The sequence below is a fragment of the Paracoccus methylovorus genome (genome assembly GCF_016919705.1).
Taxonomy (GTDB): Bacteria; Pseudomonadota; Alphaproteobacteria; order Rhodobacterales; family Rhodobacteraceae; genus Paracoccus; species Paracoccus methylovorus.
In genome coordinates, this window is the sequence record NZ_CP070368.1 from 699865 (window position 1) to 726233 (window position 26369).

General features: G+C 63.3%; 31 protein-coding genes, 1 tRNA gene and 1 pseudogene. 22 read left to right on the forward strand and 11 right to left on the reverse strand.

From position 1 onward, the window contains the following. Positions 1-159 precede the first annotated feature (159 nt). Together JWJ88_RS03530 and JWJ88_RS03535 are read right to left on the reverse strand one after the other, a co-directional pair. Positions 160-363 carry a hypothetical protein gene (locus JWJ88_RS03530; protein WP_205294732.1) on the reverse strand — a complete coding sequence of 68 codons (204 nt, stop codon included), beginning with the start codon at positions 361-363 and terminating at the stop codon, positions 160-162. Between the two features lie 181 nt (positions 364-544). Next, on the reverse strand, positions 545-976 hold the full coding sequence (locus JWJ88_RS03535) for a hypothetical protein (protein WP_205293709.1): 432 nt from the start codon (positions 974-976) through the stop codon (positions 545-547). A 257-nt stretch (positions 977-1233) separates the two neighbouring features. Here JWJ88_RS03535 and JWJ88_RS03540 point away from each other — a divergent pair, with 257 nt between their 5' ends. The 3 genes and pseudogenes from JWJ88_RS03540 to JWJ88_RS03545 all read left to right on the forward strand — a co-directional run bounded on the left by JWJ88_RS03540 (position 1234) and on the right by JWJ88_RS03545 (position 2728). After that, positions 1234-1647: an N-acetylmuramidase domain-containing protein gene (locus JWJ88_RS03540; RefSeq protein WP_240200187.1), complete on the forward strand. Its 414-nt coding sequence runs from the start codon at positions 1234-1236 to the stop codon at positions 1645-1647. Beyond that, a pseudogene (locus JWJ88_RS22095) lies at positions 1631-1738 on the forward strand (IS5/IS1182 family transposase); the annotation flags it as partial. The gene JWJ88_RS03540 and the pseudogene JWJ88_RS22095, both read left to right, overlap by 17 nt. Positions 1739-1756: 18 nt before the next feature. Further along, positions 1757-2728 (forward strand): helicase HerA domain-containing protein, encoded by a 972-nt coding sequence (locus JWJ88_RS03545; protein ID WP_240200209.1) that lies wholly within the window; start codon positions 1757-1759, stop codon positions 2726-2728. Between the two features lie 22 nt (positions 2729-2750). Here JWJ88_RS03545 and JWJ88_RS03550 read toward each other — a convergent pair whose 3' ends face one another. Genes JWJ88_RS03550 through JWJ88_RS03565 form a run of 4 tightly spaced genes read right to left on the reverse strand, consistent with a single transcriptional unit; the run spans position 2751 to position 5189 of the window. After that, positions 2751-2921, reverse strand: a complete 171-nt coding sequence (locus JWJ88_RS03550) for a hypothetical protein (protein ID WP_205294734.1) — start codon at positions 2919-2921, stop codon at positions 2751-2753. Positions 2922-2968: 47 nt separating this feature from the next. Continuing rightward, positions 2969-4477, reverse strand: coding sequence for a tripartite tricarboxylate transporter permease (locus tag JWJ88_RS03555; protein ID WP_205294735.1), 1509 nt, complete (start codon positions 4475-4477; stop codon positions 2969-2971). 10 nt (positions 4478-4487) lie between these two features. Then, positions 4488-5012 (reverse strand): tripartite tricarboxylate transporter TctB family protein, encoded by a 525-nt coding sequence (locus JWJ88_RS03560; RefSeq protein WP_322984867.1) that lies wholly within the window; start codon positions 5010-5012, stop codon positions 4488-4490. A gap of 3 nt (positions 5013-5015) precedes the next feature. Then, positions 5016-5189 (reverse strand): hypothetical protein, encoded by a 174-nt coding sequence (locus JWJ88_RS03565; protein WP_205294737.1) that lies wholly within the window; start codon positions 5187-5189, stop codon positions 5016-5018. A gap of 13 nt (positions 5190-5202) precedes the next feature. Between JWJ88_RS03565 and JWJ88_RS03570 the strand changes: the two genes are divergently transcribed. The 6 genes from JWJ88_RS03570 (at position 5203) to JWJ88_RS03595 (ending at position 9824) form a co-directional block, all read left to right on the forward strand. Further along, positions 5203-5670, forward strand: coding sequence for a hypothetical protein (locus JWJ88_RS03570; RefSeq protein ID WP_205294738.1), 468 nt, complete (start codon positions 5203-5205; stop codon positions 5668-5670). A 66-nt stretch (positions 5671-5736) separates the two neighbouring features. Beyond that, complete coding sequence (locus tag JWJ88_RS22100) at positions 5737-6195, forward strand: HEPN domain-containing protein (protein ID WP_205294739.1); 459 nt, start codon at positions 5737-5739, stop codon at positions 6193-6195. Between the two features lie 78 nt (positions 6196-6273). Next, on the forward strand, positions 6274-6528 hold the full coding sequence (locus JWJ88_RS03580) for a hypothetical protein (protein WP_205294740.1): 255 nt from the start codon (positions 6274-6276) through the stop codon (positions 6526-6528). Then, positions 6528-8963 (forward strand): hypothetical protein, encoded by a 2436-nt coding sequence (locus tag JWJ88_RS03585; protein WP_205294741.1) that lies wholly within the window; start codon positions 6528-6530, stop codon positions 8961-8963. Before JWJ88_RS03580 ends, JWJ88_RS03585 begins: the two co-directional genes overlap by 1 nt. Positions 8964-9129: 166 nt before the next feature. Next, entirely contained in the window at positions 9130-9303 is a 174-nt protein-coding gene (locus JWJ88_RS03590; protein ID WP_205294742.1) for a hypothetical protein, read from the forward strand. A gap of 5 nt (positions 9304-9308) precedes the next feature. Next, the gene (locus tag JWJ88_RS03595; protein WP_205294743.1) at positions 9309-9824 is read left to right on the forward strand and encodes a portal protein; all 516 of its coding nucleotides are present in this window, start codon (positions 9309-9311) and stop codon (positions 9822-9824) included. Between the two features lie 137 nt (positions 9825-9961). Here JWJ88_RS03595 and JWJ88_RS03600 read toward each other — a convergent pair whose 3' ends face one another. Both JWJ88_RS03600 and JWJ88_RS03605 read right to left on the reverse strand, forming a co-directional pair. Further along, positions 9962-10276, reverse strand: coding sequence for a hypothetical protein (locus JWJ88_RS03600; protein WP_205294744.1), 315 nt, complete (start codon positions 10274-10276; stop codon positions 9962-9964). Between the two features lie 166 nt (positions 10277-10442). Further along, a tRNA-Thr gene (locus tag JWJ88_RS03605) sits at positions 10443-10517 on the reverse strand. A 146-nt stretch (positions 10518-10663) separates the two neighbouring features. On the opposite strand from JWJ88_RS03605, the gene JWJ88_RS03610 reads away from it, so the two are divergent. The 7 genes from JWJ88_RS03610 to JWJ88_RS03640 all read left to right on the forward strand — a co-directional run bounded on the left by JWJ88_RS03610 (position 10664) and on the right by JWJ88_RS03640 (position 15734). Next, positions 10664-10855 carry a hypothetical protein gene (locus JWJ88_RS03610; protein WP_205294745.1) on the forward strand — a complete coding sequence of 64 codons (192 nt, stop codon included), beginning with the start codon at positions 10664-10666 and terminating at the stop codon, positions 10853-10855. Next, the gene (gene murA, locus JWJ88_RS03615; RefSeq protein WP_205294746.1) at positions 10856-12139 is read left to right on the forward strand and encodes a UDP-N-acetylglucosamine 1-carboxyvinyltransferase; all 1284 of its coding nucleotides are present in this window, start codon (positions 10856-10858) and stop codon (positions 12137-12139) included. It begins immediately after the preceding gene. Next, positions 12132-12611, forward strand: coding sequence for a DUF2948 family protein (locus JWJ88_RS03620; protein ID WP_205294747.1), 480 nt, complete (start codon positions 12132-12134; stop codon positions 12609-12611). The genes murA and JWJ88_RS03620 overlap by 8 nt, the downstream gene beginning before the upstream one ends. Positions 12612-12843: 232 nt before the next feature. Continuing rightward, on the forward strand, positions 12844-14154 hold the full coding sequence (hisD, locus tag JWJ88_RS03625; RefSeq protein ID WP_205294748.1) for a histidinol dehydrogenase: 1311 nt from the start codon (positions 12844-12846) through the stop codon (positions 14152-14154). Then, on the forward strand, positions 14151-14639 hold the full coding sequence (locus JWJ88_RS03630) for a UPF0262 family protein (protein ID WP_205294749.1): 489 nt from the start codon (positions 14151-14153) through the stop codon (positions 14637-14639). Before hisD ends, JWJ88_RS03630 begins: the two co-directional genes overlap by 4 nt. 66 nt (positions 14640-14705) lie before the next feature. Continuing rightward, a complete protein-coding gene (locus JWJ88_RS03635) occupies positions 14706-15101 on the forward strand; it encodes an arsenate-mycothiol transferase ArsC (RefSeq protein WP_407673898.1) in 396 nt (131 codons plus the stop codon). Between the two features lie 96 nt (positions 15102-15197). Then, positions 15198-15734 carry a PAS domain-containing protein gene (locus JWJ88_RS03640; protein WP_205294751.1) on the forward strand — a complete coding sequence of 179 codons (537 nt, stop codon included), beginning with the start codon at positions 15198-15200 and terminating at the stop codon, positions 15732-15734. Positions 15735-15768: 34 nt separating this feature from the next. Here JWJ88_RS03640 and edd read toward each other — a convergent pair whose 3' ends face one another. Continuing rightward, complete coding sequence (gene edd, locus JWJ88_RS03645) at positions 15769-17571, reverse strand: phosphogluconate dehydratase (RefSeq protein WP_205294752.1); 1803 nt, start codon at positions 17569-17571, stop codon at positions 15769-15771. Between the two features lie 115 nt (positions 17572-17686). Between edd and JWJ88_RS03650 the strand changes: the two genes are divergently transcribed. From JWJ88_RS03650 to JWJ88_RS03675, 6 genes are all read left to right on the forward strand, one after another. Further along, positions 17687-18883, forward strand: coding sequence for an RSP_2647 family RNA methyltransferase (locus JWJ88_RS03650; protein WP_205294753.1), 1197 nt, complete (start codon positions 17687-17689; stop codon positions 18881-18883). Then, on the forward strand, positions 18880-19473 hold the full coding sequence (locus JWJ88_RS03655; protein ID WP_205294754.1) for an RSP_2648 family PIN domain-containing protein: 594 nt from the start codon (positions 18880-18882) through the stop codon (positions 19471-19473). The genes JWJ88_RS03650 and JWJ88_RS03655 overlap by 4 nt, the downstream gene beginning before the upstream one ends. A 76-nt stretch (positions 19474-19549) precedes the next feature. Then, positions 19550-21001 carry a glucose-6-phosphate dehydrogenase gene (zwf, locus tag JWJ88_RS03660; protein WP_205294755.1) on the forward strand — a complete coding sequence of 484 codons (1452 nt, stop codon included), beginning with the start codon at positions 19550-19552 and terminating at the stop codon, positions 20999-21001. Next, complete coding sequence (gene pgl / locus JWJ88_RS03665; protein ID WP_205294756.1) at positions 20998-21672, forward strand: 6-phosphogluconolactonase; 675 nt, start codon at positions 20998-21000, stop codon at positions 21670-21672. Before zwf ends, pgl begins: the two co-directional genes overlap by 4 nt. 1 nt (position 21673) lies before the next feature. Then, entirely contained in the window at positions 21674-23275 is a 1602-nt protein-coding gene (gene pgi, locus JWJ88_RS03670; protein WP_205294757.1) for a glucose-6-phosphate isomerase, read from the forward strand. Between the two features lie 140 nt (positions 23276-23415). Beyond that, the gene (locus tag JWJ88_RS03675) at positions 23416-24705 is read left to right on the forward strand and encodes a PQQ-dependent sugar dehydrogenase (protein WP_205294758.1); all 1290 of its coding nucleotides are present in this window, start codon (positions 23416-23418) and stop codon (positions 24703-24705) included. A gap of 15 nt (positions 24706-24720) precedes the next feature. Here JWJ88_RS03675 and JWJ88_RS03680 read toward each other — a convergent pair whose 3' ends face one another. Together JWJ88_RS03680 and JWJ88_RS03685 are read right to left on the reverse strand one after the other, a co-directional pair. After that, complete coding sequence (locus tag JWJ88_RS03680; protein WP_205294759.1) at positions 24721-25596, reverse strand: glycosyltransferase family 2 protein; 876 nt, start codon at positions 25594-25596, stop codon at positions 24721-24723. Then, positions 25593-26219, reverse strand: a complete 627-nt coding sequence (locus JWJ88_RS03685; RefSeq protein WP_205294760.1) for a hypothetical protein — start codon at positions 26217-26219, stop codon at positions 25593-25595. The genes JWJ88_RS03680 and JWJ88_RS03685 overlap by 4 nt, the downstream gene beginning before the upstream one ends. Positions 26220-26369 lie beyond the last annotated feature (150 nt).

The following is a 26369-nucleotide window of genomic DNA, read 5'->3' on the forward strand; positions in this document are numbered from 1 at the left end:
AACCCGCAAGGCGCATGGTGTCGCACCCGCAGGTTGTAGGGAATTGGGGGTAACCCCGACTGTCAGCTGCATTCCAGTCGGGGCTTTCCTTGGAACAAATCGGCCAAGGCGGGCACGGAACTTATCTGCTGATCTGCCGCAGTCAATACTGCTCAGTGCCTATTCTGGCACCGTAACGCCCAATTCCATCGCCAACGCCTCCAGCGCGGCAATCGTCGGCTCGTAGGCCCCCTTGGCCTTCGGAAACCTGGCCTTCCGTGCGCGATAGAACCGCAGCCACTTCGGCAGTTCTTCCAGTGGATAGGTGGCTGACCAGATTTCGCCGGTCAGCGTGAAGGTCGTGTCGTCATGCGTGGCTTTCATGGCGGCGTTTTGCGACAGCCAGCCATGGGCCGCAAGATCGCCCGGATGATGACGGCCCCCAGAGTGTGCGTGATGTTCGGGAACTGGGGGCCGGCCTGCCCAAAAGGATCCGGTGTCGGCAGACTTGGGTAATATAGGTGATGCCGCGTAAGCGTCAATTTTCCCTACCGCTTTGCGGTGTTCAGTTGGCGAACGCATCAATCAGGTTGAGGACAGCCAGCACCTTTCGGGTCTCGCTGTCGACACGATAGATCCGGTCGTCATCGCGGTAGTAATTCCAACCATGGCGAGCTTCCAGATCGTAGCGACGGGGGTCTCGCACGACGATATAGTCTTTCGTGCGAAGGATGTCTCCCACCCGGTTCCCATAGCGGGCCACGTGCTTGCGCGCTTGCCCCGGCGGGACACATGGCGGGTTCTTTTTGGCAAGCCCCGGTGGGCAGTCGGCGATATATCTCGCTTGTGGTCGAGGCTTGCGGTGATCGCCCCTGTGTTCATCGTGGCGTGCTTGGTGACCCTTTCCATTCCCTCTACCGGGATCGGAGAATGCAGGCGCCGCGCCAAGGGTGCCTGCAATGACAGCGATTGCTGCCAGTGTGGGTGCGAGCTTCATGTCTATGCTCCTTAAGATCGTCGCAGATGGATACGCCGATCCGACGACCAAGTTGCATCACGATTGATTGCTAGGCGGGCTGTTGCCATTTCATGATCGGTTTTGCGCTGGCCTCTGCTTGTACCTTGATCGATCTCCGCGAGTGCGCGCGCATCACGGGTACCTACCCCCGTAGGCCCTGACGAAATGTAGGAGCGCCTCCAAACATAACCGCATCCGCCCCGCCTTCGTGCGGGGCTTTTTTCATGGAGAAACGCATGTACCCAGCAGGGTTCAAGGGCCGCGCCAAGCGGCTCACCGATATTGATATTGCCCGTGCCGGCCGGCTGATCGGCACCGGAGAGGATGAAATCCGCGCCGTGATCGAGGTCGAGACCTCGGGCGGCGGATTCGACAGCCAAGGCCGGCCGAAGATGCTGTTCGAGCCGCATGTGTTCTGGCGCGAGCTGGGGCCGGGCCAGAAGCGCGCCACGGCCGAGGCGACCGGCCTCGCCTATCAGAGGTGGGGTGGCGCGCCATATCCCAAGGACAGCTACCCGCGTCTCGCCCTGGCCATGAAGATCGATGCCGCTGCCGCGCTGCGCTCGGCAAGCTGGGGTCTCGGCCAGATCATGGGCTTCAACCACAAGGCTGCGGGCTATGCCTCGGCCGGCGATACGGGTCGCCGTTGACCGCAGGCTCTACCGCCTGCGCAATCTCGTTGAGCGGTGCTTCAACAAGCTCAAGAATGCCCGTCGCGTCGCCACCCGCTACGACAAGTCGACAACAGTCGCGGGGCTGTTGAACGTCCTGTCGGATGAAAGGCGCTTCCCTTCGGCGCGGATCGTCGTGCTTGATCTCCACGGCGAATATGGCAAGGCACTCGGCGACCGAGCGAATATCTTCAAGATCAGCCCGGATGCCCGTAACGCCAATGAGCATCGGCTGTGTATCCCTTTCTGGGCGCTTAGCTTCGATGAGCTCATGCGGGTGACATTCGGAAGCCTCCCGCCCGATGGAAAAGCACGCAACATCATCCTCGAGCAGATACTCGAGGCCAAGATCGCAAGCCTAACGGCGCAGCCGATCGCCGGTGTCGATTCCGCCAGCATCACCGCCGATAGCCCGGTACCTTTCTCGCTCAACAAGCTCTGGCATGATCTCTATTGTCGCGAGTTCGGAACCTATCTCAGCGCCGGCGGCGCAAACCCGTCAGATCAGGCGACCTGGGCCTACGAATGCGATCCTTTGGGCGCGAAGATCGTGGGCGATGCGCATGCCGCGGTCCCGCCGCGCTTTCGCAAGGTCAAGAATGTCGCCGCTGATCCGGAGAAGATCAATTGGCTCCCGGACGTCCTCAACATCCGGGGGCCGCTTGAGGCGCTCGGCGCTCGGCTTCGCGTCGCGCGCTACGACTTCCTGCTGAAGGCCGGCGACTGGCATCCCGAGCTCGACGGCACGACGACCAAGACGCTCGCCGATCTCGTCGGTCAATGGCTCGGCAGTGACAAGCCGATCACGATCCTCGACCTGTCAGGCATTCCCTCGACGGTGACGAACGATATCATCGGCAACATCTTGCGCGTCCTTTACGATGGTCTCTTCTGGGCGCGTAACCTCTCGGAGGGCGGGCGCGAACGCCCGCTGCTCGTCGTGATGGAGGAAGCGCACAGCTATCTTGGCGACAATGGCAGCAGCGCCGGCTGCCTGCTGCCAAGACAAAATGGCCGACAGCGTCCTCTGCTCAACAATGCCGCGTGCATCAGGCAGTAGCCTCGCCATTTGAGGATATGATCTAGCCCGGCATGGTGACGGGAAGGCCGCTGCGGGGATGCGACATCACGACCATTTCTATGCCGAAGATCAGTTTGAGCGCCTCGGCCCGCATGATCTGGTCGGGTGCCGCCTGGGCCACGACCGAGCCACGTTTCAGCGCAACGATCTGGTCGCAATAGCGGGCGGCCATGTTCACTGATGCAGGTGCGGCGATGTGACCGCCGCATCGCAGTTTTCTCAACCGTCGCTTTCGGTAAAGACTTCCTCCCGACGCTTGCGGATCTGGGGCAGGAAGACCAGCACCAGGATCGCCAGCGACAGCAGCAGCAGCGTTGCGCTGATCGGGCGGGTCACGAAGGTTGTGGGATCGCCTTTTGACAGGATCATCGCCCGGCGCAGGTTCTCTTCCAGCAGCGGGCCCAGGACGAAGCCCAGCAGCAGGGGTGCCGGCTCGCAGCGCAGCTTGGACAGGATATAGCCCAGCAGGCCGAAGAAGGCGACCGCGAACAGGTCGTAGGGGTTCGAGTTGACCGAATAGACCCCGATGGAACACATCGCCATGATGATCGGGAACAACACGAAATAGGGCACCGTCAGCAGCTTCACCCAGAGCCCGATCAAGGGCAGGTTGAGGACCACCAGCATCAGGTTGCCGATCCACATCGAGGCGATGATGCCCCAGAACAGCTCCGGCTGTTCCGAGACCACGTTCGGCCCCGGCACGATGCCCTGGATGATCATCGCCCCGATCATCAGCGCCATCACCGGGTTCGCGGGGATGCCGAGCGTCAGCAGCGGAATGAAGCTGGTCTGCGCGCCGGCGTTGTTGGCGCTTTCCGGCCCGGCCACGCCCGCCAGGGCGCCCTTGCCGAATTCGCCGGGGTTCTTCGAGACCTTCTTCTCGATCGTGTAGGAGGCGAAGGAGGCCAGGATCGCGCCGCCGCCCGGCAGGATGCCCAGCACGGACCCGATACCGGTGCCCCGCAGGACCGGCCCGACCATCTGGCGGAATTCCTCGCGGTTGGGGAACAGGCGGGTGATGTTCTTGGTCATCACCTGGCGGTCGTGTTCGTCTTCCAGGTTGCGCAGGATCTCGGCGATGCCGAAGACGCCCACGGCCACGGCCACGAAGTTCAGCCCGTCCGCGAACTGGTTCATGCCCATCGTGAAGCGCGGCGCGCCGGTATAAACGTCGGTGCCGACCATGCCCAGCAGCAGGCCCAGCACCACCATGGCAAGCGCCTTCAGCACCGATCCATGGGCAAGCGCCACCGACATGACCAGCCCCATGACCATCAGGCTGAAATATTCCGCCGCGCCGAATTTCAGCGCGATGGTCGTCAGGGGCGGCGCGAAGATCGCCACCAGGAAGGTCGCCACGCTGCCCGCGAAGAATGACCCCAAGGCGGCAGTGGCAAGTGCCGTTCCGGCCCGCCCGCGCTTGGCCATCTGATAACCATCAATGGCCGTCACGGCAGACGAGCTTTCGCCCGGCATGTTGATCAGGATCGCCGTGGTCGATCCGCCGTATTGCGCCCCGTAATAGATCCCCGCCAGCATGATCAGCGAGGACACGGGTTCCAACTGGAAGGTGATGGGCAGCAGCATGGCGATGGTGGCGGTGGCGCCGATGCCCGGCAGCACGCCGATCAGCGTGCCCAGCAGGACACCGATCAGGCAGAAGGCCAGGTTCGCCAGCGACGAGGCGACACTGAAGCCAAGCGCAAGGTTGGATAACAGCTCCATATGTGCCCCCTCAGACCGGCAGCCAGGGGCCGAAGCGCCGGAACGGCAGCCCCAGGCCATAGGAAAAAATCAGTGTCGACATGATGGTGACGATGATTGCCAGGATCAGCGCGGGCAGCGGTCGCATCCGCACCGATGCCTGGCTGGCGATCAGCGTGGTGATGAAGAGGGCGGGCACGAAGCCCAGGTCCCGGACGGTCAGGCCGAAGAAGATCGGCGCGGGCAGGATGAACAGGATGCCCCGCCAGGCGAAGCGGCCGATGGGTTCGTCATCGGGCCGCCCGAAGGCCTTGAACAGGATCACCGCGCCCAGGATGAACAGCAGACCCGACAGGACCATCGGAAAATATCCCGGCCCCATCCGCAGCGATGTGCCGATTTCCATTTGCAGGGCCTGCCAGCCGAAGAAGCCCCCCAAAGCCATGAAGAACAGGCCTGCAGCAATATCAGTTTGGTCTTTTGGTTTCGTGGACATGGTGCCTCCCCGCCCGCATGCCGCCAACAAACCCGCCGCCTCGATGGGCGGCGGGCGCATGGATCAGTTCGCCGGAGCGTCTGCCAGCAGCTTGGACCAGCGTTCGATCTCGGAGGTGAAGCGCTCGTCCATGGCCGCAGGGGTGGCCAGATCGGCCGCAACCGGGGTGGTGCCCAGCGTCGCGAGACGGTCAATCACATCAGGATCGGCAAGGGCCTTCTGCAGAGCTTCGGACAAGGGTGCCGACACCATGCAGGTGGCAGCCCGCGTGATGGCCGAGATCGACCGGCTCAAGCCTGATGGGGTGTTCATCGACGAGGGTGGAGTAGGCGGTGGTGTGGTCGATCGGTGCCGGCAGATGGGCTATTCGGTGATCGGCGTGAACTTCGGCGGCAAGGCGGATCGCGCAATTGAGGGCGTGCCCAAGTGCCGGAACAAGCGCGCGCAGATGTGGGCTACCATGCGCGAGTGGCTGCGTGAGGGCGGCTGCATCCCAGACAGCCGCGATCTTGAGATGGACCTGACAGGGCCGCTTTACGGCTTTGACGTGAACAACGCGATTGAGATCGAAAAGAAATCTGACATGAAGAAGCGCGGCGTCTCCAGCCCGGATGAGGCCGATGCGCTGGCCCTGACCTTCGCCTATCCCGTCGTCGCCCGCTCGATCCGGCGCCAGCAGGAAGCGCAGGCGCAAAGTGAGTGGCACCCGGTCTGGTAAATGGTATTTCTCCCATCATCCCTTCTGGGTCAGATACTTGGGCAGAACAACGTGGAGATTTAAATAGTGGGTGCCGACGACAGAACGAGCGCATTTGGGCTTTTCAACTTTGCGCATACCTATTGGGTTTCGGCCGTAGAGCTTGATAAAATCAGACGGGAAGTCTCGCACCCAGACAGCCCGGTTCAATATCTCTATTATCACGCTATTGAGCTATATCTGAAAGCATTTTTGCGGTTCTCTGGATCGAGCGTACTCGACCTAAGGAGCATCGGGCACAAGCTTGTTCGGTTATATGAGGCATCTGTTGGCCGAGGTCTGCCGGACGACGAGGAAACGCGCGAGGTTTGTCGCCTGGTCGACAGCAATTACATCTCGGCTCGTTACATTTCTGCGGGATACTACACGCGTGCTACAAACAAGGCGCTCTGGGGCGTTTGCAGAACCCTCCATGACGATATCGAGCCGAAGGTGAACGCTACACAAGGGGTAACGCGGATACGGCACATTCCGCTTACCGAGTAGGGGCTGCGCGCCCTTCGGCCAACATATATCGGATTTCGCTGCGTTCCTATCCTGCCCTCGAACCACGACGGGCAGGCCATGGCTACCACGCAGAATTTCACAGTCAGCAACTCCTGGACGCGGATCGCCAGCGGGCGGGCTGACGGTCAGGTCGTCAAGATCGAAGGTGCGGGGCCGTTCAACCTCGCCGTGACCGTTGGGTCCAAGTCCATCCCCCCGACCATAGCGCCGCTCACTGGCCACCGGATCGACGGCACCACGGATCTGCCGCTCGTCGCCGCCCAGCACCTTTGGGCCAGCGCCGCAACCTCCACCAACCTCACGGTGACCTGATGGCCAGCGCAACCCAACGCATCACCCTGTCCGCAGGCTGGCAGAAGATAGCTGAAGCCAAGGGCCGCGAGGCGATGGCCCTGATCGACGCCTACGGCGCCGTGCAGCTTGCCATTGCCGATGGCGAACCGCCCCGTGGCGATGTGGCAAATGGGCATGCGCTCAATGGTTCGATGATGTGGCCAGTCAGGGGCGCGGAGATCGTCTGGGCCCGGGGCAACGGCGTTGCGGTGTCTGTCACGCTGCTCAAGGTTGTGCCCGAGTTCGCCACGCTCGATTCCGCGGCGGTGAAGGTGGCCGCGGCCTCCGCGAAGGTAACCGCCACCGCCGCCGACGCCAAGGCAACGCAGGCGCAGGAGGTGCAGGCGCGTCGGGATTTTGCCGTCTGGCACCTGGTCGATTACCTGCATCCCGACGATATGACTGCCGCGCTGGCTGGTGATACATCCAGTCAGAATGAGGCCCGCGTGACTGCTGCTGTCCAGCAATTCCACGACGACATGATTGCATGGTGGTCGGCGGGTGGCGGAAGGACCGCCGATCTGATTTATCCGTGCGTCACGTTGGCCATGAATGACGAAATGTTCAGCGAGAACTTCGCGGACGCGCTGTGGGGAATGGGGTTTGCGCAAGAGGAAAATCGGATCAACTTCAACGGCAATGGTGTTAGATTTTCCTGTAAGAACTGGCTGGCCCGTGCTCGGGTCCGCGCCTCCGGTTTCTATGCGGCTCAGGGTATTACCTATCCAGTTCCGACCGCCCTATTCCGTTGGGAGCAATCGTCGCCGCGCCTATTCTCGCCACAGATTATCGGGCGCATCTACTTAGACGGTGCAAACGATATCGCCACCGATCCTGTCGCGTTCAAAACGCAGTCTTGCAATGTGGCAAATATCGACAAGGTATTTATCCGTCGCTTTCGAAACATCGGCTTCATGACTGAAAACCTGTTCAATTCGACAGTTGGGCAGCTTGAGGTTTCGGCCTGTGGCTATCAGCCGACCGACGCGGGTGGGGCTGGTTTCATTGCGCCGGCAACGCGGTTTTCCAACGTCGGAGCGGTTGTCACGGCGACCGCCGCTACCTTCGATGCCAGCCATGAAGGGCGGTGGTTTTTCCTCGCAGGGGCTGGCCCGAGTAACGGTGTCCTGCGTCTGGTCAATGCGGCGCAGATCGTCAGTGTGGACGGCCCGACCCAGATCACGCTGGACAGCGCGCCGGATACTGACGTGGTGTCCGCTACCGCATCCTTCGAGGCGGTGCGCTGCGCCACCACGGCGGGCAGCAACATAGCAACTTTGACGGCTGCCATCACCGACGATCTGACCGGTCGCTATGTCACGATTGGGCGCGCCGGGCAGCAAGGTATCGACGCGCAATATGGCAGCATCACGGCGATCATCACCGCCCATAGCGGCGATCAGATCACGCTATCCCACGTGGCCCGCGTCACGACGATAGAGGCGCCGGTTGTGTTTTCGTCGGGCCTGCATATCGGGCGCACGGCTCAAGGCGCCGTTGCCGGTCTGGGCCTTAATGACGACGTGACATTTGACAATCTTCGGGTTGAGGAGGGGGGATATTCGGCAGCCGGTGGCGCTGTATCGGCGGTCATCACGACCAGCACATCTCTGGACTTTGCCCCCGGGTCGAAATTCCATGGCTGCGCGACCGAGAACAATAATTTTGCGGGCAACTTCGCGGGCATCCTATGGGACCGTGCGAATAACATCCACCTGGTAGACACAGTGGTCGCGCACTCTGGCTACAGCCCGCGCTTCGGGAAGCAGTATTTCTGTGGCGGCCGTATCCGCGTCGAGTTCACCGGCGATGAGGTAGGCTTTCCCGACTGCACCCATACCGCCAGCCTGTTTAACGATCTGCAACCCAGCCCGACTGTAGGTCGGTTCTATTACGGCGCGTCTCGCAACGTGCCCCGCATCGCTTCTCAGGTTCCGGCTCGTTACGGCTATGCCGGCCTGCCATCTCAGATCAGGGCATACAACAGCTATCGCACATCGCAGCAAACCCCGGATGGTGCAGATTTTCCAACCTATCTTGATGATCTGGTCCTTGAGGGGACTTTGACCGGAGCGGGCGCGGTCGGCAACAGCGCTGATTTCAGCGCGGGCAAAGTGATGCTGGCTGGTTATGGTAACGAGACGGGCACGGCCATTCCGACCGCAGTTTCGGACCTTGACGCGGTCAAGTTGGTCCATCGCACAGTGTCTGCGTCAGCATCGACAGTTGGCGCTCCTGACACTTTGGGCGCTTGGGTGGTCAAAATAGTGCGAGCAACTGCTACCGTCACGGTTCAGCGTGCAACGCGCTACTATTTTAATGGGGCGCCTGTGACAGTGACGCGCCACGATAATAATTCTGGCGGCGCGTGGTCACCGTGGTGCCTGCCAGACGGTGCCACCTACACCCCCTGAGCGCGCGCAGAGGGGGCCGGGGATCGCGTGAGCCGGGAACAGCATAGCATACTTTCGGAGGCAGCGGCCCCGGCACCCCGGCGGGATTTTCCCTCCATGACAGGCCAACATATATCACCCGCACCGCGCCTCGCATGATGCCCTCGAAGCAATCACGAGGTCATCCATGTGCAACGCCCCGGACATTCCCGAGCCGACGCAATACCAGGCCAGCAAGGCACCGGTGTTCAACACAGCGTCGCGCCCCCGGTCGAAGTCAGGCCGGCAGGGCACCATCCTTACCGACACTGCCGGGCAGGCTTACGCCCCTGATGGCAAGAAAACGATCTTGGGCGGCTGATCCTCATGGCCCCCGTTCTCAACCAGCAACTGCGTAAGACTCTGGACTATCGCCGCGGGGCGATGGACCAGGAGTATGAGTATTGGCAGGCGCATTTCCGTGAATTGCGGGATGCGATCCAGCCGACGCGCGGCCGGTTCGAGGCGAATGAGCGACGCAGCGATTCCTCGATCAACAAGCGGATCCTCGACAACACCGCCCAGATGGCGCTGCGCACGCTGCGCGCCGGGCTGATGTCGGGCGTCACCTCGCCGTCACGGCCGTGGTTCCGGCTGGGCCTGCGGGGCTCGTCCGAGAATGAGGCCGAATTCGAGGTTAAGGACTGGCTGCACGAGGTCCAGCGCCGGATGTATGAGGTCATGCGCGGGTCGAACATCTACCGCAGGCATGCGCCAGCCTTTCGTGCGCTTGAGCTGGATTCGCTTTGGCGTCATCGCGCGTCCTCCGGGGGTTGGGGGAAAAGTGCGCGGATCGGTGCACTGTCCGGGTTCCATGCGGCCATGAAATCTTCAAATGCCTGATTCCTCGTCTGGCGCGGATGGCTGCCCCAATCGTAAGCCGTTGCTTCGTCGCTACCTTGTTCGCATCCCGCGTCAAAGGCCGCGCGGATGGCCTTCATCATTCCGTCGCTCATGTCCTCTCCTTCTGGTCGCGGGGGTCAGTTCAGCACAAGCCGAGGAGGCCGGCGCAGCTTGCCGCCTGTCTCGCGCTCGAATGCTTCGATCTGGTCGGGGTGGATGCGAATCGCCGCAAGCACCTGCGATCCGCGGAACCTCGGGTCGAACGCATAGACGTCGCCAAGCTCCACCCGGTTCGCGAGGCAGAACATCATGAACCGGGCCATACTGGCTTTAGTCATGCTCAAGCCTTTCTCGCAATGCCGCCAGACGCGACCGTAGTGATCGGCCTCGCTGCCCGGCTCGGGGCATTGGCAGTCGTGCAGCGGCTCGTTGCATCTCGCGCAGGTGCTCATGCTGTCATTCCTCTGTGGATGGGGGCGAATCGGGGGCGGAACGAGAACAGGCTTTGCCAGTTCTTTGACACATGCCCCGGCGTGGACGTGCTTTGTTCTGCGCAATAGCCACAAAGCGGGACAGCCGCCATTCGCGCTAGAAGCCTTGGAAATATGGGGATTTTTATGGTGCTGCGAGAGAGGATTGAACTCTCGACCTCTCCCTTACCAAGGGAGTGCTCTACCACTGAGCTACCGCAGCGCCGTGGCCGGGGCTTTAGACCGACCGCGCCGAGGGCGCAAGAGGGAGAGTCGCAAAAAATTGCATTTCGCCATTCGTTGCCGATCGCCCGTGGCTGGCCGCGCCGCCGCTGGACGCAAGCGGGCAAGGACGCTAACAGGGAGAGCATGACGAAAACACCCCACGATCCCAAGGGCGATGCACGCGAAGCGCGGCTCAAGGCGGCGTTGCGGGCCAACCTTGCCCGGCGCAAGGCACAGGGGCGCGCGCGGGCTGGGACATCGGACGAGACGACGCAGAACGAGCAGCACGGGCCAGAGATACCGCCGAACGGACAGGCGCCCGGGAACGAGGAATAGATGGACCAGATCATTGTTAGGGGGAACGGGCCGCTCAAGGGCGAAATCCCGATCGCCGGGGCAAAGAATGCCTGCCTGACGCTTATGCCGGCGACACTGCTGACTGACCAGCCGCTGACGTTGACGAATGCGCCGCGCCTGTCGGATATCCGTACCATGACGGCGCTGTTGCAGTCGCTGGGGGCCGAGGTCGCAAGCCTGCAGGACGGGCAGGTGCTGGCGCTCTCCAGCCATGACCTGACCAGCCACCGCGCCGATTACGACATCGTCCGCAAGATGCGCGCGTCGATTCTGGTGCTGGGGCCGATGCTGGCCCGCGATGGGCATGCCGTGGTCTCGCTGCCGGGCGGCTGTGCCATCGGCGCGCGGCCGGTGGACCTGCATCTGCGGGCGTTCGAGGCGATGGGGGCCCAGCTTGACCTGCGCGACGGCTATGTTCACGCCAAGGCCCCATCGGGTGGGCTGAAAGGCGCCGTGATCGACTTTCCGCTGGTTTCCGTCGGCGCGACCGAGAACGCATTGCTGGCCGCGACGCTGGCACGCGGGACTACCGTCATCAAGAATGCCGCGCGCGAGCCGGAGATCGTGGATCTGGCACATTGCCTGCGCCGCATGGGCGCGCAGATCGAGGGAGAGGGCACCTCGACCATCACCATCGAAGGTGTGCAGGCGCTTGGTGGCGCAACGCATCCGGTGGTGACGGACCGTATCGAACTTGGCACCTATATGCTGGCCCCGGCGATCTGCGGTGGCGAGGTTGAATGCCTGGGCGGCCGTATCGACCTGGTCGCGGCCTTCTGCGAAAAGCTGGACGAGGCCGGAATCGAGGTGATCGAGACCGAACGCGGCCTGAAGGTCTCGCGCAAGAACGGACGGCTGCGCGCGGTCGATGTGGTCACCGAGCCGTTCCCGGGCTTCCCGACCGACCTTCAGGCGCAGATGATGGCGCTGCTCTGCACGGCCGAGGGCACCTCGGTGCTGGAAGAGAAGATTTTCGAGAATCGCTTCATGCACGCCCCTGAACTCGCCCGCATGGGGGCCCGGATCGAGGTGCATGGCGGCCACGCCACCGTCCACGGCGTCGAAAAGCTGCGCGGCGCTCCGGTGATGGCGACGGATCTGCGGGCCTCGGTCAGTCTCATTCTAGCCGGGCTTGCCGCAGAGGGTGAAACCATCGTCAGCCGCGTCTATCACCTCGACCGCGGCTATGAGAAGGTGGTGCGCAAGCTTCGCGGCGTGGGCGCCGATATCGAACGCATCAAGGAGGCAACCGTCGATGGCTGACGCCCGTTTTACCGACGCCGATCCGGCACCGCTGGCGCTGCTGGCCAGCGATGCCGAGGATCTGACTGTGATCTCGACGTTGACGCAAGACGCCATCCTGCCGGTAACCGAGATTTCCTATGACAGCCGACACCGCCAACTGGCTTTGCTGGTAAACCGTTTCCGTTGGGAAGATGCCGATCTCGCCCGCCGCGACGGTCGCCCCTATGAGCGCGTACGTGCGGTGCTTTTGATCTCGGACGTGCAACGCGTGTTGAGCGACGGGATCGACCGTCAGGACAAAGACCTGATCCTGGAGTTGCTGGCTTTGACGTGGCAGGCCGGAGAGGATGGCGCCGGCCGCCTGCTGCTGGAATTCGCAGGCGATGGTACGCTGGCGGTCGAGGCGGAATGCCTGAATGTCGAGCTGCGCGACGTGACACGACCTTATATCGCGCCCTCACGCCGCGCACCGCAACATCCTGACGATTGATTGCGTTGCGCCCCTCGTGGTCAATGTTGGCTCAGCTTGCCATGCCGCCATGGGTATTTAGACAACGAAGAAGAAACTGGCCTGTCTTGAGCTCGGCTTGTGCTTCTTCGTTGTGCAAATACCCGAATCCGGCCTTGCAACATAGTTGAATGGTCGGGTTCAGCCTTGCCGTAGCCGCTTGAGCCCCTTGCCCACAGCCGCTAACAAGGTCGGGTCATTGTGAGCCCGATCCATGCCCATCCATCTTTCCACTGCCCAACCCGATTTTGCCGAGCGTTTCTCTGCGCTTCTTTCCATGAAGCGCGAGGATGCGGTGGATGTAAATGATGCCGTTGCCGCGATTATAAGCGATGTGCGCAGCCGGGGCGACGCGGCACTGGTCGAATTGACCGGGCGTTTCGACCGTCTGGCACTGACGCCCGACACGCTGATCTTTTCCAAGGAACGGATTGCTGCGGAAATAGCGAAGGTCTCGGCCGAGGATCGCGCCGCGCTGGCCATGGCCGCAGGGCGCATTCGTGCCTATCACGCCCGGCAGATGCCTGACGATCTGCATTGGACCGATCCCGAAGGGGCGACCTTGGGCTGGCGTTGGACGCCGGTTTCTGCAGCGGGACTTTATGTTCCGGGCGGGCAGGCAAGCTATCCTTCGTCAGTGCTGATGAACGCCATTCCCGCCCGTGTGGCCGGTGTCGAGCGGCTGGTGATTTGCGTGCCTACGCCCGATGGCGTGGTGAATCCGCTGGTCTTGCTGGCAGCGGAGCTGGCCGGCGTGGACGAGGTTTATCGCGTCGGCGGTGCGCAGGCGATCGCTGCGATGGCTTATGGCACCCAGACCATCCGGCCGGTGGACAAGATCACCGGGCCGGGCAATGCTTATGTCGCAGCCGCCAAGCGGCAGGTTTTCGGCCGCGTGGGCATCGACATGATCGCGGGCCCCTCCGAGGTGATGATCATTGCCGAGGGGGCGCAGAACCCGGAATGGCTGGCGCTGGACCTGTTGGCGCAGGCCGAACACGACGCCGACGCCCAGTCGATCCTCGTCACTCCGGATGCGGCCCTGGCCCGGGCCGTTGTTGCCGAGGTCGAGCGTATTTTGCCGACACTGCCCCGTGCAAAGGTGGCCGGGGCGAGTTGGCGCGACTATGGCACCGTCATCGTGACGCGCGATCTTGATGAAGCGGCGGCGCTTTCGAATCGGCTTGCACCCGAGCATCTGGAGCTTTGCGTCGACGACCCCGAGGCTTTGGCGCAAAAGACCCGGCATGCAGGGGCCATTTTCCTTGGCGGCTGGACGCCCGAGGCGGTGGGAGATTACGTCAGCGGTCCGAACCACGTCTTGCCGACGGCGCGTTCGGCGCGTTTCTCGTCCGGTCTGTCGGTGATGGACTTCCTGAAGCGCAGCACCATTGCCCGGCTTTCGCCCGCGGCGCTGGGGGTGATTGGACCGGCGGCGGTCCGTTTGGCTGAATCCGAGGGGCTTTCGGCGCATGGCCGGTCGGTTTCGGTCCGGCTGGCGGCTTTGAACGGGGAAAAGCCATGAGCGACTCCACGAATCGGCTGTGTCGGATCGACATCGACGACAGTGCTCTGCCCCCTCCTACGCCCGAACTTGAGCAGGAGCGGCGTGTCGCGGTTTTCGATCTGCTTGAAGACAACAGCTTCAACCTACCGGGTCGCGAAGGGCAGGAGGTTCCCGCCGGTCCCTATGCACTGGCCTTGGCGGTGCGTGAACGAAGGCTGGTCTTTGACATTGCGACCGAGGCGGGCGGCAAGGTGGCCGAATTCCACCTGTCGCTTGGCCCGTTCCGACAGACGGTCAAGGATTACTTCCAGATCTGCACCAGCTACTTCGATGCGGTCAAACGCCTGCCGCCTGCGCAGATCGAGGCCATCGACATGGCCCGGCGCGGCATCCACAATGAGGGGGCCCGCACGTTGCAAGAGCGGCTGGAGGGCAAGGCCGAAATCGATATAGATACGGCGCGGCGCTTGTTCACCCTGATCTGTGCACTGGTTCCTGGGTGATTCGTGGTCGGGCCGATTCCCCATTCGGTACTGTTCTGCTGCGACCACAACGCCATCCGTTCGCCCATGGCAGAGGGGATGATGAAGAAATTCTACGGTCGTGCTGCCTATGTCCAGTCGGCTGGCGTCAAGAACGACATGGAGATCGACGGCTTCGCCATCGCCGTCTGCAAGGAGATCGGAGTCGAGCTTTCGACCCATCGCGCACGTTCATTCGACGAAATGAAAGCGTGGGGTGACGACCTGACCAGCTTTGATCTGGTGATCGCGCTGTCTCCGGCCAGTCAGAGGCGAGCCCTTGAAATGACCAGAGTTTCTCATATGGACGTGGAATATTGGCCGATCATGGACCCCAGCGGCCTCGCTGAGGGGCGAGAGGCCAAGCTGGCGCTTTACCGCACCGTGCGGGACCAGATCCGCAAGCGGATGGTCGGGCGCTTCGGCCCGCCACTGGAAGATTAAAAAGGGGTCGGCCGTAGAGAAAGTTCCGGCACGCTAACGGAATCTTAGCCTATCGGCGCGATGTTGCCCGGGAATCCTTTGCAGGGGCTTTTCCGGATGACTGAAATCCAGCGGCTTCATCACGATCTCGAGTGGGCCATGCGAGCGATGGATACTCATCGCGCGGTGCTAATTCTTGATCTGGCTGGCCATATTGTCGCAGTGAACCACCGCTATCTTGCCATGTGCGGCTATCAAAGGGCCGAACTGATCGGTCGTCCCGTCGCCGTCCTTCTGGATCCATCTGAAAGGGGACCTAACCGGCTTTGGCGCATGTTGGCGGCGGAGGATGGTCGCGAAGCACGCCTGCACGACGTGGCGCAGATCGCTAAATCGGGACGGCGCTTCTGTGCTGATGCTCGTATCTGCCAGATTCTCGATGACAAGGGACGAGTGTGCCTGAACGTGCTGTTCCTGCGCGAAGCGGCCGAGGGAGCAGGATTGCCGCCCCTTGAGATGCCTCAGGCGGCGGGAATGGCACAGGTGATCCGCCTGCCGGCGCGTGCGGCGGGCTCGCAGCTTTCGCGGCGGGGCGGATGGGATAGGACGGGGGCCGATGTCGCCATCGGCCCGGTGATGTGGCGGGAGCATTGAGGGATTTTGCTGGCATTGTTGCAGACGGGTGTCGTCAGACGACGACTGCCGCCCCTTCGGTGGCAGGTCCCACGTTGCGGCGAAAGACAGCAAAAAGCTCTCGACCCAGTCCTTCGGTCGAGTGCGAAGGATCGTATTCGACCGGGGCACGATCCTCGAAACCCGGGGCGAGGCAGGTCAGCGTTCCTGTCACGGCATCCAGCCGGATCAGGTCGCCGTCGTGGATACGCGCCAGCGGTCCGCCATCGGCTGCCTCGGGCGAGATATGGATTGCGGCGGGCACCTTGCCTGACGCGCCGGACATGCGGCCATCGGTGACCAGCGCCACCCGCAGGCCGCGATCCTGCAATACGGCCAGCGTGGGGGTCAGAGAATGCAATTCGGGCATGCCATTGGCGCGTGGGCCCTGGAAGCGGACGACGACGATCACATCCTGTGTGAATTCTCCGCGCTTGAAGGCAGCCTTGACCTCTTCCTGGTCGGAAAACACCCGGGCGGGGGCCTCGATGACATGACGCTCGGATGCCACGGCCGAGACTTTGATAACCCCGCGCCCCAGATTGCCGGAAAGCTGTTTCAGCCCCCCCGTCGGCGCAAAGGGATTGGATGCGGGGCGCAGGATCTTGTCGTTCAGCGTCTTGCTGGCACCCTCGACCCACTCGATGCGCCCGTCCTTCAGCTTCGGCTCGTGGGCATAATGGTCAAGCCCGCCGCCGGCGATGGTGCGTACATCCTGATGCAGCAGACCGGCATCAAGCAACTGACCGATCATGAAGCCCAGACCGCCGGCCGCGTGAAAATGGTTCACGTCCGCCAGCCCGTTGGGATAGACCCGCGCCATCAGCGGTACGGTTTCGGACAGGTCGTGAAAATCTTCCAGATCGAGGATCAGCCCGGCCGCGCGTGCCATGGCTGGCAAATGCAGGACCAGGTTGGTCGAGCCGCCGGTCGCCATAAGACCGACGATGCCGTTGACAAATGCGCGCTCGTCCAGCACCTCGCCGGCGGGCATATAATCATTGCCCAGCCGGGTAATCGCAGCCGCGCGCTGGACGGCGGCGGCGGTCAGTGCCTCACGCAAGGGGGTGTTCGGGCTGACGAAGCTGGAGCCTGGCAAATGCAGGCCCATGAACTCCATCAGCATCTGGTTGGTGTTCGCCGTGCCGTAAAAAGTGCAGGTGCCGGGTGCGTGATAGCTGGCCATCTCGGCAGCCATCAAGGCTTCGCGTCCGATTTCCCCGGTGGCGAATTGCTGGCGGACCTTGGATTTCTCGTCATTGGGCAGGCCGGATGGCATGGGGCCGGCGGGGACGAATACCGCAGGAATATGGCCAAAGGTGGCGGCGGCGATGATCAGACCGGGCACGATCTTGTCGCACACGCCCAGATACAGCGCCGCATCGAAGGTGTCATGCGTCAACGCCACACCCGAGGCCAGCGCGATGACATCGCGCGAGAACAGCGACAGTTCCATGCCGGGCCGGCCCTGCGTGACCCCATCACACATGGCTGGCACCCCGCCCGCGACCTGCGCGGTCGCGCCGGCGGCATGGGCGGCCCGGCGGATCAGGTCGGGGTAGATTTCATAGGGCTGATGGGCCGAGAGCATGTCGTTATACGCGGTCACGATGCCGATATTCGGTTTGCGCGTCTGGGCGAATTCCTGCTTGTCCGGCATGGCGGCATAGGCATGCGCCTGGTTGCCGCACGACAAATGGGCGCGGCGCGGCCCCTCTTCGGCAGCCCGGGCGATCTTGGCCAGATAGGCGCTGCGGCTGTGGATCGAGCGTTCGCGGATGCGGTCGGTGACCCGGTCGATGGTGGCGTGCAGGGGCATGGCTGGCATCTCCTTTACGGACAATGTATCCCGTTAGCGGTAACAACGCAACCGACGCGCTCTTGCCCGCAGGCTCGCGCCGTGGCAATCCTGCGCCGTTTTGCACGAGGCCGCCATGACCGCCGATCTGCCTGCTATCCGACTGCGCCCAAAATCCAAGCCCCAGGCGATCCGCCACGGCTTTCCCTGGGTCTTTGCCGACGAGTTGGTCATCGACCGACGCACGCGGGCGATTACGCCCGGCAGTTTCGCGGTTCTCGAGGATGCCGAGCGCCGCCCACTGGGGCTGGTTACGGTGAATCCCGATTCGCGGATCATCGCCCGGATGATGGACCCCGATCCGCAGGCGCAGATCACCCGCGACTGGATCGCCCACCGGTTGCGGCGCGCGCTGGCACTGCGAGAGCGGTTGTTCGACCAACCCTTTTATCGGCTGATCCATGCCGAGGCCGACGGCCTTCCCGGCACCGTGATCGACCGGTTTGGCGATGCTGCCGTAATCCAGCCCAATGCCGCTTGGGCCCAGCGGATGGTCGAAGAGATCGCCGCGGCGCTGCGCGAGATAACCGGCGTCACCACCGTGATCCTGAACGGGCAGGGCCGGGCGCGCGCATTGGAGGGGCTGGATGAGCGGACCGAGATCCTGTCGGGTGCCGTCGCCGGCCCCGTCGAGGTCTCGATGAACGGGGCGATCTATCTGGCCGATCTGACGCAAGGTCAGAAAACCGGCTTGTTCTATGACCAGCGCCCGAACCATGCATTCACCCAACGCCTTGCGAAAGGTCAGCGCGTGCTGGACGTGTTTTCGCATGTCGGCGGCTTTGGCCTTGCGGGGCTTGCGGCTGGGGCGACGCATGCGACCTGCGTGGATGGCTCGGCCGCGGCGCTGGAACTGGCACGGGGCGGCGCGCGCGCCATGGGGGCCGAGGCGCGGCTGACCACCCGTCAGGGAGATGCCTTTCAGCAGATGGAGGCACTGGCCGCCGAGGGCGCGCAATTCGACGTAGTGATCTGCGACCCGCCGGCCTTTGCGCCCTCGAAACAAGCGCTGGAGGCCGGCTTGCGCGCCTATGAGCGGGTGGCGAAACTGGCCGCGCCGCTGGTCGCGCCGGGAGGGTATCTGGGCCTGTGTTCATGCAGCCATGCCGCCGATCTGACCGCTTTTCGCAGCGCCAGCGCGCGTGGCATCGGCCGGGGTGGGCGGCGAATGCAATTGCTGCACACCGGGCAGGCTGGACCTGACCATCCCACGCTGCCGCAATTGGCCGAGACCGGCTATCTCAAGGCGCTGTTTTTCCGGCTGGATGGATGAGGGCGGTTCTGGACGCCTGTGTGCTGTTTCCGACCGTGCTGCGGGAAATCCTGATCGGCACGGCGTCGGCAGGGCTGTTCCAACCGCTCTGGTCGCGCCGCATCCTGGACGAATGGCGTCATGCCGCCAGCCGCCAGAACGCCGAGGCCGGCGTCGAAATCGCGTTGCTGGAATCGCGCTTTCCGGCGGCTTTGGTCCAGCCGGGCGGTGAGGTGGCGGGTATCGACCTGCCCGATCCGGCTGACCGGCATGTGGTTGAAACCGCTTTGGCTGCAGATGCCGGTATCATCGTCACGGCGAATCTGCGTGATTTTCCACGCGGTTCGCTGGCCTTGATCGGGCTGCGGGCGATCCATCCGGACGAGTTTCTGCGCGATCTCTATTTGCAGGCACCCGAAGCGGTACTGGCCGCAATTGCGGCGACCGAGGCTCGGGCCAACGCTATGGGCGGTGGCATAAGCCGTAAGGAACTTATGCGCCGTGCCCGCCTGCCACGTCTGGCCAAGGCGATTGCCCGGTTGGACGGGCCCGAAACCGCACCATATCGGCCAAATGGCGCCTCGAATATCCCCCTGCGGGAACAGGATTGAAAAGGGGATGGATTTGAAGGACTTGCTGTTACCGCTAACATCGGCTAATCGGCAGAGCAGCGATGAGGAGGCGGCGATGGTTTCACGCATCATTCCGGTTGAGGATTTCGACCTGGTGATCTTTGGTGCAACCGGCGACCTGGCGCGACGCAAGATCGTGCCGGGGCTTTATCGCCGCTTTGTGGCTGGTCAGGTTCCCATCACCGCGCGGATCATCGGCGCGGCCCGCACCCGCCAGGATGACAATGCCTTCCGGGCCGAGATGCGTGCCGCCATCGAAGAATTCGTCGGCCCCAACCAGGATTCGGCGCAGCTTTCGGCTTTTTTGAATATGCTGGGTTACGTCGCCATCGACGCACGCGGCACGGACGGCTGGGCCGAGCTCAAGGCCCGGACGCGACCGGGCGTGGCCCATGCCTTTTACTTCTCGGTCGCGCCGGCGCTGTTTGGCGACATTGCCGAGCGGCTGGCCGGCAATGGCATCGCCGATGCGGATAGCCGCATCGTGGTCGAAAAACCCTTCGGCCGCGATCTCGCCACCGCGCGCGAGTTGAACGCAACGCTTGCCCGGCATTTCGAGGAAAACCAGATCTATCGCATCGACCATTATCTGGGCAAGGAAACCGTCCAGAACCTGATGGCGGTGCGTTTCGCCAATATCCTGTTCGAGCCGCTGTGGAACGCGCAATATGTAGAGCATGTGCAGATCACCGTGGCCGAGACGGTGGGCGTCGGCGGACGCGGCGAATATTACGATCACTCCGGCGCCATACGCGACATGGTGCAGAACCATATGATGCAGCTTTTGTGCCTGACGGCCATGGAGCCGCCCTATCACTTCGACCCGGATGCGGTGCGCGACGAAAAGCTCAAGGTGATCCGGGCGCTGGAACCGCTTGCACCCGAGGACATCGTGCGTGGCCAGTATCTGGCCGGCGCGGATGGGCCCGGCTATCTGGAGGATGCCGAAAACCCGCGTTCGCGCACCGAAAGCTTTGTCGCGTTGAAAGTGCGGATCGCCAACTGGCGCTGGACCGGGACGCCATTCTATCTGCGCACCGGCAAGCGGCTGCGTGCGCGCACCAGTGAAATCGTCGTCACCTTCAAAGAGCCGCCGCATTCGATCTTTGACGACGGCGGCACCCACAAGGCCAACCAACTGGTCATCAAGCTGCAGCCCAATGAGGGCATGCACCTGACCGTGATGATCAAGGAACCCGGGCCGGGCGGCATGCGGCTGGTGCAGGTCCCCCTGGACATGAGCTTTGCCGATGCGCTGGGGGCCGAGGGCACCGACATGCCCGACGCTTATGAACGGCTGATCATGGATGTGATCCGCGGCAACCAGACGCTGTTCATGCGCGGTGATGAAGTCGAGGCCGCCTGGGCCTGGACCGACCCGATCATCGCCGATTGGGAAGCCGGCTTGAAACGGCCCGAGCCTTACGACCCTGGCTCCAGCGGCCCCGAAGAGGCGCTTCGCCTGCTGCACCGCGACAATCGCCGCTGGAGGGAGATCCGGCCATGACCCTTGAATTCATCGAATATCCCGATCGCGAGATGCTGTTTCTGTCGCTGGCCAACCGGCTGGCGGGTCAATTGGCCCAGCACCTGCGGGTAAACGACAGCGCCAGCCTGTGCGTGCCGGGCGGCACCACGCCGGCGCCGCTCTATGATTATCTCTCGGGCAGCGAAATCGACTGGCCCCGCATCACCGTTCTGCTCAACGATGAACGCTGGGTGGATGGCGAACATCGTCGCTCGAACGGCCGGCTCTTGCGCCGCCACCTGCTCAAGGACAAGGCTGCTGCCGCACGCTATATCGACCTTTATACCGGCGATGCGCGCGCCGAGGACGCGGTGCCGGCGCTGTCCGAAGCGATTATCCCGCACCTGCCGCTGACCGTGCTGTTGTTGGGTATGGGCACGGATATGCATACGGCAAGCCTGTTCCCCGCTGCCTCTGAAACCGTGCTGGCACTGGCCTCCGACGCTTCGCCGGTCATGGCGATCAACAGCGTCAGGGATGAGCCAAGGATCACCCTGACAGCCTCGGCGCTTGGGGGCGCGATCAATACCCACCTGCTGATCACCGGCGCCGACAAGCGCAATGCGTTCGAACGGGCGCAGGGCCTCGACCCGACCGAGGCGCCGATCCGCGCCTTCCTTGGCGACATCACCGTGCATTGGGCAGAGTGACATGACCATCTGGAGTCGACTGAAGGATCATCACGAATCGCAAGGCGCGCTGCGGATCGAGGCGCTTTTTGACGCCGATCCGGCCCGCGCCATGGATTTTTGCACCAGTGCCCACGGGCTGGTGCTGGACTGGTCCAAGACCTCCATCGACGCGCGCGCCCGCGATCTGCTTATGGAGTTGGCTGGACCAGTGCCGCAGCGGCGTGAAGCCATGTTCACCGGCCAACGCATCAATGAGACCGAGGATCGCGCCGTGCTGCACACCGCGCTGCGCAATCAGGGCGGCAGCATCACGCTGGACGGTCGCGATGTCATGCCCGAGGTGCGCCGCACGTATGAACGGATGCGCGCTTTCGCCGCTGCCGTGCGCGCGGGCGATTTCACGGGGCAGGGCGGTCGCATCACCGACGTGATCAATATCGGCATCGGCGGCTCTGATCTTGGGCCCGCCATGGCCACGCTGGCGCTTGCGCCATGGCATGACGGGCCGCGCGTGCATTTCGTTTCGAACGTGGACGGGGCCGATATCGCGGACACGCTGAAGGGGCTCGACCCGGCGACGACACTGGTGATCGTCGCCTCCAAGACCTTCACCACCATCGAAACCATGACCAACGCCAAAACGGCCCTTGACTGGATGGCGGCGACGGTCGCCGATCCTGCGACGCAGTTCATCGCGCTTTCCTCGGCTACGGACCGGACCGGCGAATGGGGTATCGACGAAACCCGCGTCTTCGGCTTTGAGGACTGGGTCGGCGGGCGTTACTCCGTGTGGGGTCCCATCGGCCTGTCGCTGATGATCGCCATCGGACCGGATGAGTTCGACCGCTTCCTGGCGGGCGGCGCTGCCATGGACGACCATTTCCGCAACGCGCCTCTGGCGGAAAACCTGCCGGTAATCCTTGCGCTGGTCGGCATCTGGCACCATCAGATCTGCGGCTACGCCACCCGCGCGGTGCTGCCCTATGACAACCGGCTTGCGCGACTGCCCGCCTATCTCCAGCAGCTGGAAATGGAATCGAACGGCAAGCGCGTGGCGATGGACGGCAGCGACCTGACCCTGCCCTCGGGGCCGGTGGTCTGGGGCGAGCCGGGAACAAACGGTCAGCATGCCTTCTACCAACTCATCCATCAGGGCACGGCCGTGGTACCTTGCGAATTCATTATCGCGGCGCGCGGGCATGAACCCGATCTGGCGCATCACCACCTGCTGTTGATCGCCAATTGCCTCGCGCAGTCCGAGGCGCTTATGCGCGGCCGCTCACTTGATGAGGCGCGGGCGCTGATGCAGGCCAAGGGCCTGACTGGTGCGGAACTGGACCGCCAGGCCCGACACCGCGTCTTTCCGGGCAACCGTCCCTCGACCACGCTGCTGATCCCGGAACTCTCGCCCTATACGCTTGGTCAGATCGTCGCGCTTTACGAGCAGCGCGTCTTTACCGAGGGCGTGATCCTGGGCATCAACAGCTTCGACCAATGGGGGGTCGAACTCGGCAAGGAACTGGCGTTGAAACTCGCGCCGCTGCTTCGGGGAGAACCTGCGCCGGGCCACGATCCCTCGACCGAGCATCTGGCGCGGCTGATCCGGCAGGCGCGCGCCTGACCGCTTCTTTGTTGTCCAAATACCCATGGGACGCTGCCGCTCGCGCATCCTTGCCAATTCAGGGCGTTGCCCGCGCATTCCGGGATTGACCCTTGCCGTATCACGTTTAGCCTTGGGCTGCGTAAACAGGAAGGAAACCCATGGATCTTCTGGCCAAGGCGACGGCTCTTGTCGGCGGCGCGATGGTGTTGATGCGACGGATGGGCGCGCCGGGAACGCAGGCGGTCGGGCCAAGCCCCGATATCCCCGACGCAAAAAAACAGGGCATCATGACGCTGAAGATGCCCACTGCGCGCGGCTGGGCGCCCGGGCAACTGCCCAAGGCCGCCTCGGGCCTGCGCGTCAATGCTTTTGCCCGCGACCTGCAGCATCCCCGCTGGATCGAGGTGCTGCCCAATGGCGACGTGCTGGTGGCCGAGGCGCTGCAAGAGGCCAGCCGGCCGCAATCGCTGCTGGACCGTGCCACGCAGGCCACCATGCGCCGCGCCCGTGCGCTGGGGATCAGTGCCAACCGCATCACGCTGTTGCGCGACAGCGATGGCGACGGCGTCGCCGAAACGCGCGAGATCTTTCTGGAAGGCCAGCGCCAACCCTTTGGCATGGCTCTGGTCGGCGACAGTTTCTATGTCGGTAATACCGACGGGATCGTTGCCTTCCCTTATGAGCCGGGCGCAACCCGGCTGACCGGGCCGGGCCGCAGGCTGATCGACTTCAAGCCCGGTGGGCATTGGACGCGCAGCCTGATCGTCTCTCTTGACGGCAAGCGGCTTTATTGCGGGGTCGGTTCGCTGACCAATATCGCCGACGAAGGCATGGATGCCGAAAAGGGGCGCGCAGCGATCTGGGAAATGGAGCTGGAAACCGGCAAGGCCCGGATATTTGCGTCCGGTCTGCGCAATCCGGTCGGCATGGCGTGGGAACCGGGGACCGGTGCGCTCTGGACCGTGGTGAACGAACGCGATGGTCTGGGGGACGAGACCCCGCCCGACTACCTGACCTCGGTTCAGGATGGCGGGTTTTATGGCTGGCCCTATTGTTACTGGGGCCGGACCGTGGACGACCGCGTGCCGCAGGACCCGGCCGAGGTCGCCCGTGCGATCACCCCCGATTACGCGCTGGGTGGCCACACCGCCTCGCTTGGCCTGTGCTGGATGCCCGAGGGTACCCTGCCGGGGTTTCCAGATGGCATGGTGATCGGTCAGCATGGATCATGGAACCGCTCGACGCTTTCCGGCTACAAGCTGATTTTCGTTCCGTTCCAGAACGGCCGGCCATCGGGTGCGCCGCGTGACATCCTGTGGGGCTTTCTTTCCGAGGACGAAAAATATTCCTATGGCCGCCCCGTGGGCGTAACCATCGGCCCGGATGGAAAATCGCTGTTGATGGCCGATGACGTGGGCGACGTGATCTGGCGGGTCAGTGCGGCCTGATCGCGGCTTGCCGGGTCAGAACCACTGGCCCGGCTCCATCAGCCCGAACTCCATAAGCTGCTGCGAATCCCAGCGGAAGGGATGTGAATTGCGCCAGTGAAAGCTGCGGATATGCTCGCGCGAGCCGGGGTTCTTCGCCAGCGCCTTGGCGACCCGGAAGGATGCGATGGCAGCGGTCAGATTGTTGTGCCAGGGGCAGGCATAGGTGTTGTATTCCTCGACGTTGAAGCGGTGATCGGGCAAAAGCCGCAACCCCGGCTGGCTACGAAACAGGGCGATACGGTCGATCCGGCGGCGGTCGGGGGGCAAATGTTCTTCAAAGCGCCAGCGCAACCCGCCATGAAAATCCAACTGCCGCTCTTTGTAGCAGCCATCGGGTCCCATGCGGCCAAGTGCGTAATAGCCGGTGCGGTCGAACATCGCCTCGTTCATGCTGACTGCGTCGGGAAAACGCTCCAGATCAGGGGCATAAAGATCGACCACATAGGCCAGCATGGCGCGCCGGCGTTCCTCGGCGTGAAAGGCCAGCATCTCGCCCACCGTCCGGCTTTCCGAGAAGGGATAGAACAGGAATTCGGTATTATAGCCGTAGTAAAGCCAGGTCTCGGCGGGTGCTGCCTCGATCACCGCATTGACGGCATCGACATGCGCGCGGGCGCGGCGGGAATCGTGGCGCAGGTTGACGATGCGATTTGCACCCGATTCGGGGATGGAACGGGCAGGCAATGGCTCGGGCGACAGCGCCAGGATCAGCTTGAACCCGGCGCCCAAGTGATGCGCCAGTGTCTCGGGAACCGCGACCTCGTCCTCGATCAGCAAAAGCGCGATGGGTCCTTTTTCAAGCCGGTCGCTTGCGCCGCTGAGAAAGTTGCCCAGGGTGGGAAAGCTCATTGCAGGGCCGTCTTGATCTGCTCCAGTGCCTGTGCCCGCGCGGCAGGGTTCAGCGCCGCCTGATCGAGCAGTGCGGTCAGTTCGGATTTGAGTTCGGGCGAAAGGCTTGATCCGTCGATCATGCTGCGCACCTTTGCGGCGTCGAACCCCTCGGGGGTAAGGGCCGCATCGATTTCGACCGCTTCCGTAGCAGCGGCGCCGGCATCGCGCGTTGCGCTGGCGGCTTCGCGCGCGGCTGTGCCTGCGGCGATTGCGGCTGCCTCGGCTTGCTCAGGGGTGGTGTTGGCTGTTGCGGCGGCATCGGCGGCACGGTCGGCCGCAGCTATGGCGGCCTCGGCTGCAGCCTCGGCCTGATCGGCGGCAGAGCCCGCCGCACCGACCGCCGCCTGCCCAGCCGAGATCGAGGCATCTGCCGCCGCATCCGTCGCGATGGCCGCCGCATCGGCCGCGGCATCTGCCGCCGCATTGGCACTTTCTTGCGCCGGGGGCGTGGTCTCGGGGGCTGGCTGGATGGGGGCTGGTGTCGTGCTGCCGGTCAGCCGGGTCAGATCGCCCCCGCTCCACAGCCACACACCTCCGAATGCCACGGCAAGAATCACGATCACGGCCAGGAATTTCTGCATCGGTTTCTCCGTCGGGGCAGCGGCGTTTCAGTTCTTTTATGTCATGTTGAGGCAGGGGCGAAAAGCGCCCTGGCGACGCAGGGGTCTTATGTGCGCACACGCCTGCGTCAACGGCGTCGTGAAACGGGCGCAACCGCCGTCAAACCTTGG